Here is a 7,357-nt window from a genome sequence, read left to right on the forward strand (position 1 = left end):
CTCTGTATCTTTCGGTAATTCCTCCCTGAATACCTCTACCTTTAACTTCATCAACAGTCATACCAACATAACCAGCTTCTGCTAATGCGTTTTTAACAATGTCCATTCTTTCAGGTCTAATCACTGCTTCAATCTTTTTCATATCATCACCAACATAATTTAATTTAAAATAAACATAAATAGATTATTACGGAAAAAAGAATCCTGATTCCTACAATACTAAAAAAAGATATTTAATATTCCCTAAATGGGAATATATGTCCATTCATAGAGGTTTTATTATTTTTGCGAATAATATAATTAATCCATTTCAGAGTATGCCCTTACGTGAAGAACACTTTCATCGAGCCCATCCTTCTCTGCTTTTTCGGAAACCCTTAAACCTATTGTTAAATCAAGCCCTTTGTATATGATTACACCACCAATTATAGCTATTAAAGCAATTACTATAGCCCCAATTACCTGACCAACAAATGATGTTGCTGATGGGTCTCTTAACAAAAATGGAATACCTGCACAGATTACTCCTATAAATCCACTCATAGCATGAACAGGTCCAATAGCACAGACATCATCTATTTTTAATTTTTCTTCAATAAATTTGTATGTATATGGCTGCTGTAATCCTGCTAAAAGTCCAACAACCAGAGCTCCTATTGGGGTGTATAAATTAACACCACTACATACTGCAACAAGTCCTGCACACATCCCGTTTGCTGTATAGAGTGGGTCATTTCTTGAGCTTAGGGCTCCCCCTGCTATACCTCCTGCAAGTGCCATTGTTGTAGCTATTGCAACCTGCACGAGCTCCAAACCATTACCAACACCTGATGCACTCCCTATGTTAAATCCATACCATCCAAATGCCAGTATAAATGCACCTAAAACAGCAATTGGAATGTTATGCCCAGGCAATGCCTGAGGAACGCCATTTATATATTTTCTAAGTCTTGGTCCTAATGCCCATGCCGCAGCTAATCCAACTAAACCACCAAATAAATGAACTGCCCCACTTCCAGCATAGTCGGCAAAGGGTATACCTAAACTTGCAAATCCTCCACCCCATACCAGATGTTCTACTATAGGGTATAAAATACCACCCACAAGTAATGCTCCTATGAAGTATGGGAGTATTTTTATTCTCTCAGCAACTCCACCTGTGATAATGGTTACAGCCGCTGCTGCAAACATAACCATCTTCATCCACCATGCACCAAGTTCAACATTAAATGTACCAGTTATTAACGGTACAATATTTTCAAATCCATATGAAATTCCATAACCTATAACTAAATATCCTAAAAACACTGCTAATAAATCCACCAATTTTAAAACACAATGGTAAGCCGCATTTTTATGACTAAACTGACCAATTTCCAATGCAACAAACCCTGCTTTCATGAAAAATATTAACGATGCTGCCCACAAAAAGAAAAACACATCTAAACCAGACATATACGCACCTCGTTTTAATTATATTTTTTAATATTAACGGGAACGTGTTTTCCTATATCCTATATATATGTTTTTTTAAAGAAAAAGGAATCTGTTTTCTTTTTATTTTTAAATTATACGGAAAATTTTGTATATTGCTTAATGATATATATAAAATAGAATATAGGATATTAGATAATAGATAAAATAAAAAGATGATAACATGCCATTGGATTTCACAATTATTGGATATATGGCAGGCACATTAACGACCTTTGCATCTCTCCCTCAACTAATTAAGTCATTAAAAACAAAAGACATGAGTGGAATATCCCCTTATTTTGTAATATCATTTACAACAGGTTTGTTTTTATGGTTAATCTATGGGTTATTAAGAAACGATTATCCAATAATAATATTTAACATTATTTCGTTAATATTTTGGATACCTATTTTATATATATCTTTAAGGGATGAATTTAAAAATAAATCATATATAAAAAATAAAATAAAAAAATGTTAAAAAAAGAAAAGGAAAAGAAAAGAGAAAAATTAAACGAGTTTTTTACAACAACAATATAATGGGCATTCATTGCACAATGGATTTTTCTTTTTGCAGTAATTTTTTCCGAGCTCGACAATTAATGCGTGATATTCTTTGTATACATTTAAATTTAGCAAAATATTATTTTCAAAAATTAGGCGGATTTCATCATAATCCATACTTTTATCAATAATTCCGCATCTACTAAATATCCGCCTTGTATATGCATCAACTACAAATATTGGTTTGTTTAGTGCATAAAGCAATATGCTGTCTGATGTTTCTTTTCCAATGCCTTTTATTGCCAATAACTCATTTCGTAATGAGTTAATATCTTTTTCAGTTTTTGCCAAATTATTCGTGGTTCCGTAATTATCAACAATATATTTTGTTATATTTTTTAACCGCTCCGCCTTTATATTATAAAATCCAGCAGGTTTTATTAATTCTTTCAATTTTTCAATATCCATACTTAAAATTTTTTTCTCATCAATCAAATTCTCTTTTTTTAAATTCTCCAACGCCTTTTCAACGTTTTTCCACGATGTATTTTGAGTTAGGACTGCACCAATTACAACCTCATATGGAGTTTCAGCAGGCCACCAATACTGAGCTCCGAATTGTGAGAGTAATTTATTGTATATATCCATTAGGTCCATATTATCATTATCATTATTTTTTATCATTATTTTTAATTTATCCTATTTTTATTTTTCTTTTTTCCTTTTTTATTCTTTTCTTATTTTAATCTCTAATAATCATGGTTCCAATACCCTCTTCTGTAAATACCTCTAAAAGCACAGAATGTGGTATTTTTCCATTTATAATATGAACGCTTTTAACTCCTTTATTTAGTGCATTGATACATGCTTCGATTTTTGGTATCATTCCTCCAGTAATTATTCCTTTTTCTATCATTTCCTCAACTTCTGAAATTGTAAGTTTTTTATACAGTGTGGAAGGGTCGTTTATATCTGCCATAACACCATCAACATCAGTAATCATTATCAATTTTTTTGCATTAATTGCTCCCGCTATATCTCCCGCTGCAATATCTGCATTTAAATTAAATGCATTTCCGTAATTATCTATACCTATTGGAGATATAACTGGAATATATCTTTTTTCAAGTAATATATCAATTAATTCAGTGTTTATTTCTTCCACTTCTCCAACTCTACCCAAATCAACCTCTATTTTTTCATCCTCTTTTACCACATACTGAATTTTTTTCCTTGCTTTAATTAAGTGCCCAGATTTTCCAGAAAGACCCACTGCCTTTCCTCCATATCTTCCAAGTTTTGATACAATATCGCCGTTTATTTTCCCGACCAATACCATCTTAACAATATCGAGGGTTTCCTCATCAGTCACCCTTAGACCATGAATAAATTCTGGCTTCTTTCCCATCTTTTCCATTGCTTTGTTTATTTCAGGACCTCCACCATGGACTACAACAGGGTTTAAACCAACAAATCTTAAAAGAACCACATCTTTTGCTATCCAATTTTTAGCCTCTTCATTTACCATGGCATGACCACCATATTTGATTACAACTTTTTGGTCTTGAAATTTACATATATAAGGTAGAGCTTCAATCAACACCTCTGCTTTCAATGTTCTGTTCATTTCCATCTTTTCACCATAACTTTCCTTAAAATTTATATATTAAGAATACATAACTATAAGTAGATATAATAATATTTCTTTTAAATTAACTATAATTCCACAATATATTATAACCATAATGTTTAAATATTATTTTTTATATGGTTATTTTATTTAAAATAAGGTTAAACTATAAATCAGATGAAATCATAAATGATTTCATTACTCACTAAAAGTAAAAATTAAAACACTAATTGGAGATTAATATTATTGAGGTGTAATTATGGAAGACGAAATAATATATACAATACCATTGAGAGACGTTACAAATAAATCAAAAGCAACAAAGAGAGCTCCGAGAGCTATAAGAAAAGTTAGAGAATTCTTAAAAAGACATACAAAGTCAGAAGTTGTAAAATTGGATAACTCCATCAACGAAAAAATATGGGAAAGAAGTTTAAACAAAATCCCTGCAAGAATCAGAGTTAAAGTTGTTAAAGAAGAAGGTATAGCAAAAGCTATATTGGTGGAATAATTAAAATTAATCTTAATTATTTCATTATAAATATTTTAATTTTATTATATATTTGTGATATTTATGATAATAAAAGAATACTTTTCTGGAATATCTATGATTGGAGTTCTTTCTCTTGCAACAGAAAAGTTTGGATTGTTTCCTCATTTTATCGAGGAGAAACCCCTAAATAGATATAGCGATGTATTGGATATTCCAGTTAAAAACCTAAACATTGGAAATAGTTCTTTAATCGGTTCGCTATGTGTAGCAAACTCAAATGGTCTTATTCTTCCACCATTTACTTTGGATAAAGAACGAGAATTAATCACCGAATTTTTAAAGGAAAACAACATAGAAATTATAGTTAAAAAATTAAGTGCCAAAAACACAGCATTTGGAAATTTAATATTAGCCAACGATAAAGGTTGTATAATTTCCAGAGAATTAAAAAAATTTAGAAATACTATTGAAGATATTCTCGATGTTGAGGGCGTAGTTAGCGATATTGCAGGGCTTTCCACAGTAGGTTCAAATGGTGTTGCCACAAATAAAGGCTGTTTAGTTCATCCAAATACAACAGATGAGGAAATCGAACTAATAAAAGATGTCTTGAAAATAGATTGCATAGAGAGGGGAACTGCAAACAAGGGTATCCCATCAGTAGGTGCCTGCATTATAGCAAACTCAAAATGTGCTATTGTAGGTGGAGATACCACAGGACCTGAGATGTTAAAAATAGAAGAAGGTCTTGATTTAATAGACTAAATAGAAGAAAAAATAATATATAAATATATATCATTCAAAAAGGTGATAACATCTGGGAAAAACCGACTAAGGTTTTTCTACTGTTATCACCATAAAAAAGAAAAAGGTGATAACATGGCAAAAGTTTTCAGAATAACAGGAAGAGTATTGGGAAAAGAAGAACCAATGGTATTCACAAAAGAATGCAAAGCTTTAAAAGAAGAGGACGCTTTGGAATTTATATATTCTGACATTGGAAGCAAACACCATGTAAAAAGAACCATGGTAAAAATTGAAGAAATTAAGGAAATATCTGAGGATGAAATCACAGACCTTATTTTGCAGAAAATAGTTAGCATGTGAAATATATATTATTATATCTAATTTTAATTTATCCTCAGTTTTGGTTTTTAAATGCACATTATTTTCTTTTTAATTTTTAAAGTAATAATATTATGAGCATTATTAGCAAAATTTTTATAATTATCGATATAGTATAATTAATCATGGCTAATTTTAGACCGAATTTACCAAATAATGCAACATAAGTCCCTATGGAGTGCTTTAAATATATCATAGTTACTCCAATTATATTTCCAATTAACAGCGTTAATAATGCCTGCTTCTCATTTAGCACTCCATTATTTATCAAAATATCCATAGTAAATATCCTGCGGAGAAATGGGCAAAATTTGCAACTAAAACCATTACTGCTTCTCCCGGTAAATTCAATATGCTAAATACTGGTGTAAATATCTCTTTTATAATATCCGTTAAACCAAGCGTCATTAGGCAATATATTAGTAATGTAAATATTAATCATAGGAATTACTTTTTTTAGAAGTTTTATATTTTCTTATGCCTTTTGTAATAACTGCCCTGTTGAATATAATTTTTTCATTGTTGTTGGTATTGATGTTTAAAGGTTTTCTTTCAAAAGCGATATTCGAATATATAATTCCAATTGAAGCCATTAAAAATCCAGAAAACATATTAAAAAGCACATATATTGTACCTAATTTATATCCGAGGAGAAATTGCAAGGGGTAGCTGCACCCTAAATATGCTCTCCCCCAAAATTATTGGTAATGGACTTATTATTGTTGTGGCTATGGTCTCTTTACTGTTTATTTTATTTTCTTTGTAGAATTTAGCAAGCATGGATTTTCCAACTGTTGGATTTATAAAATTCCAATAACGCCACTATGGTGAGCTTTCTATAAGTAGATGAAATTTTACTATCAGGAGCATATTCAATTACAGTTTTTCCTTAATCTCACCCTCAGCAATCAGCATATAATTGGAATCTTACCTGTAATCTAAGTCCTATATTATTGACCATTTCTTCAACTAATATATTCATCTAATGAACCCTGACATTGTGAGTTAATCTCCCAGCCTATTTCCTCCTTTTTTAGCACATTCCTTCATGCCTCTGCATATATTATTTGCCGCATACATTGCCATGTAGTCGGAGGAAGTTACAACATAAATTTGTTTAGCCAATACCATTCTTAAAGGCATGGCAAATCCTCCACAAACAACATCTCCAAGAACATCATAAAGAACTATATCCACGCCTAATTCTTCATTTAATAAGTTTTTTCGCAAACAATCATTAAATTTATCTTCTCGCAGTCCAGAGTTTCTACTTTAAATGTTAAATTGCATTCATTTGCTATCTCTTTGAATTTTTCCAAATCTATGCCGTTTGAAAAAGGGAGCTCCTTTGCAATTTCTTCGTTATAGTGGTGGTTGGCAACATTTCCTTCCTTCTTTTCACTTTCAATCAATATCAATTTACCTCCATTTTTTATAACTCTTCCCCATTCCATAACTGCCTTATCTGGATTTGGGAGCGTCCATAACAGGTGCCTATTAACAACAGCATCAAAAGAGTCATTTTCAAAGGGTAGATTTTCGGCATCCCCTATCATAAACTCAATATCCAATCCTAAATCGTCCGCCTTCTTTTTTGCTTTACTGAGCATTCCCTCAGATAAATCAATACCGACAACTTCATGCCCGAGCTCAGCCAAAATTAATGATAAAAAACCTGTTCCACATCCGACATCAAGGATTTTCATTTTCCCTTTAAAAGTTTCAGATAAAACAGTTCTCCAAATATCTACAAAACCAGAATGACCGGGAGAATTGTCATAGGAATCACTTCTAAAATCCCAATATGTTTTAACTTCTTGCTTTACATTATTCACCATATTATCACAATTTATATTATTTAGTATTATCATTTTTTGTATAAATAATATCTAATATATATATTTTATGGTTTTATAATATTATAATAAAAAATTTAAAAATTTAAAAATAAACATGCATATTATAAAAAAATAATAATAGTATGGTCAAAATATATACACCATACTAAATATAATATTATAAAAAAGACGATATTATGAAGGCTAGGAAGTAGTGGCTAAAATAATTAAGATTTAATTAATCAAATTCCTAAACGAAGAAAGGAAGGGAGGAAAATATATAATTTTAGA

The 7,357-nt window shown here is 30.7% G+C and carries 14 protein-coding genes; 4 read left to right on the top strand and 10 right to left on the bottom strand.

From position 1 onward, the window contains the following. Together F7B34_RS01625 and F7B34_RS01630 are read right to left on the bottom strand one after the other, a co-directional pair. On the bottom strand, positions 1-142 hold a 142-nt coding region (locus tag F7B34_RS01625), incomplete at its 3' end, for a P-II family nitrogen regulator (RefSeq protein ID WP_292459839.1). A gap of 158 nt (positions 143-300) precedes the next feature. Then, the gene (locus F7B34_RS01630; RefSeq protein WP_292459820.1) at positions 301-1,455 is read right to left on the bottom strand and encodes an ammonium transporter; all 1,155 of its coding nucleotides are present in this window, start codon (positions 1,453-1,455) and stop codon (positions 301-303) included. Between the two features lie 202 nt (positions 1,456-1,657). Here F7B34_RS01630 and F7B34_RS01635 point away from each other — a divergent pair, with 202 nt between their 5' ends. Continuing rightward, entirely contained in the window at positions 1,658-1,957 is a 300-nt protein-coding gene (locus F7B34_RS01635; protein ID WP_292459821.1) for a SemiSWEET transporter, read from the top strand. Between the two features lie 29 nt (positions 1,958-1,986). Here F7B34_RS01635 and F7B34_RS01640 read toward each other — a convergent pair whose 3' ends face one another. Both F7B34_RS01640 and argB read right to left on the bottom strand, forming a co-directional pair. Beyond that, positions 1,987-2,637, bottom strand: coding sequence for an endonuclease III domain-containing protein (locus F7B34_RS01640; protein WP_292459823.1), 651 nt, complete (start codon positions 2,635-2,637; stop codon positions 1,987-1,989). 85 nt (positions 2,638-2,722) lie between these two features. After that, entirely contained in the window at positions 2,723-3,607 is an 885-nt protein-coding gene (gene argB / locus F7B34_RS01645) for an acetylglutamate kinase (protein ID WP_292459841.1), read from the bottom strand. Between the two features lie 262 nt (positions 3,608-3,869). Between argB and F7B34_RS01650 the strand changes: the two genes are divergently transcribed. The 3 genes from F7B34_RS01650 (at position 3,870) to rpl18a (ending at position 5,210) form a co-directional block, all read left to right on the top strand. Continuing rightward, entirely contained in the window at positions 3,870-4,121 is a 252-nt protein-coding gene (locus tag F7B34_RS01650) for a 50S ribosomal protein L31e (protein ID WP_292459825.1), read from the top strand. A gap of 63 nt (positions 4,122-4,184) precedes the next feature. Beyond that, entirely contained in the window at positions 4,185-4,868 is a 684-nt protein-coding gene (locus F7B34_RS01655) for a translation initiation factor IF-6 (RefSeq protein ID WP_292459826.1), read from the top strand. 114 nt (positions 4,869-4,982) lie between these two features. After that, a complete protein-coding gene (rpl18a, locus tag F7B34_RS01660; RefSeq protein ID WP_367116330.1) occupies positions 4,983-5,210 on the top strand; it encodes a 50S ribosomal protein L18Ae in 228 nt (75 codons plus the stop codon). A gap of 76 nt (positions 5,211-5,286) precedes the next feature. Here rpl18a and F7B34_RS01665 read toward each other — a convergent pair whose 3' ends face one another. The 6 genes from F7B34_RS01665 to F7B34_RS01690 all read right to left on the bottom strand — a co-directional run bounded on the left by F7B34_RS01665 (position 5,287) and on the right by F7B34_RS01690 (position 7,066). Continuing rightward, positions 5,287-5,499: a hypothetical protein gene (locus tag F7B34_RS01665; RefSeq protein ID WP_292459829.1), complete on the bottom strand. Its 213-nt coding sequence runs from the start codon at positions 5,497-5,499 to the stop codon at positions 5,287-5,289. Beyond that, positions 5,496-5,636 carry a hypothetical protein gene (locus F7B34_RS01670; RefSeq protein ID WP_292459830.1) on the bottom strand — a complete coding sequence of 47 codons (141 nt, stop codon included), beginning with the start codon at positions 5,634-5,636 and terminating at the stop codon, positions 5,496-5,498. The genes F7B34_RS01665 and F7B34_RS01670 overlap by 4 nt, the downstream gene beginning before the upstream one ends. A 26-nt stretch (positions 5,637-5,662) precedes the next feature. Beyond that, positions 5,663-5,890 (bottom strand): hypothetical protein, encoded by a 228-nt coding sequence (locus F7B34_RS01675; protein WP_292459832.1) that lies wholly within the window; start codon positions 5,888-5,890, stop codon positions 5,663-5,665. Then, the gene (locus F7B34_RS01680) at positions 5,868-6,008 is read right to left on the bottom strand and encodes a hypothetical protein (protein WP_292459835.1); all 141 of its coding nucleotides are present in this window, start codon (positions 6,006-6,008) and stop codon (positions 5,868-5,870) included. Before F7B34_RS01680 ends, F7B34_RS01675 begins: the two co-directional genes overlap by 23 nt. Positions 6,009-6,233: 225 nt before the next feature. Next, the gene (locus tag F7B34_RS01685) at positions 6,234-6,458 is read right to left on the bottom strand and encodes a hypothetical protein (protein WP_394355307.1); all 225 of its coding nucleotides are present in this window, start codon (positions 6,456-6,458) and stop codon (positions 6,234-6,236) included. Further along, positions 6,440-7,066, bottom strand: coding sequence for a class I SAM-dependent methyltransferase (locus F7B34_RS01690; RefSeq protein ID WP_292459837.1), 627 nt, complete (start codon positions 7,064-7,066; stop codon positions 6,440-6,442). The genes F7B34_RS01685 and F7B34_RS01690 overlap by 19 nt, the downstream gene beginning before the upstream one ends. Positions 7,067-7,357: the final 291 nt, after the last annotated feature.

The organism is Methanothermococcus sp., assembly GCF_015523155.1.
Classification (GTDB): Archaea; AGJL01; Methanococci; order Methanococcales; family Methanococcaceae; genus Methanofervidicoccus.

Bases quoted from the DNA above. Each gene is read 5' to 3' on its own strand.
- F7B34_RS01630 (WP_292459820.1), bottom strand. From the start codon at position 1,455: ATGTCTGGTTTAGATGTGTTTTTCTTTTTGTGGGCAGCATCGTTAATA.
- F7B34_RS01635 (WP_292459821.1), top strand. From the start codon at position 1,658: ATGCCATTGGATTTCACAATTATTGGATATATGGCAGGCACATTAACG.
- F7B34_RS01640 (WP_292459823.1), bottom strand. From the start codon at position 2,637: ATGGACCTAATGGATATATACAATAAATTACTCTCACAATTCGGAGCT.
- argB (WP_292459841.1), bottom strand. From the start codon at position 3,607: ATGAACAGAACATTGAAAGCAGAGGTGTTGATTGAAGCTCTACCTTAT.
- F7B34_RS01650 (WP_292459825.1), top strand. From the start codon at position 3,870: ATGGAAGACGAAATAATATATACAATACCATTGAGAGACGTTACAAAT.
- F7B34_RS01655 (WP_292459826.1), top strand. From the start codon at position 4,185: ATGATAATAAAAGAATACTTTTCTGGAATATCTATGATTGGAGTTCTT.
- rpl18a (WP_367116330.1), top strand. From the start codon at position 4,983: ATGGCAAAAGTTTTCAGAATAACAGGAAGAGTATTGGGAAAAGAAGAA.
- F7B34_RS01670 (WP_292459830.1), bottom strand. From the start codon at position 5,636: ATGACGCTTGGTTTAACGGATATTATAAAAGAGATATTTACACCAGTA.
- F7B34_RS01680 (WP_292459835.1), bottom strand. From the start codon at position 6,008: ATGCTTGCTAAATTCTACAAAGAAAATAAAATAAACAGTAAAGAGACC.
- F7B34_RS01690 (WP_292459837.1), bottom strand. From the start codon at position 7,066: ATGGTGAATAATGTAAAGCAAGAAGTTAAAACATATTGGGATTTTAGA.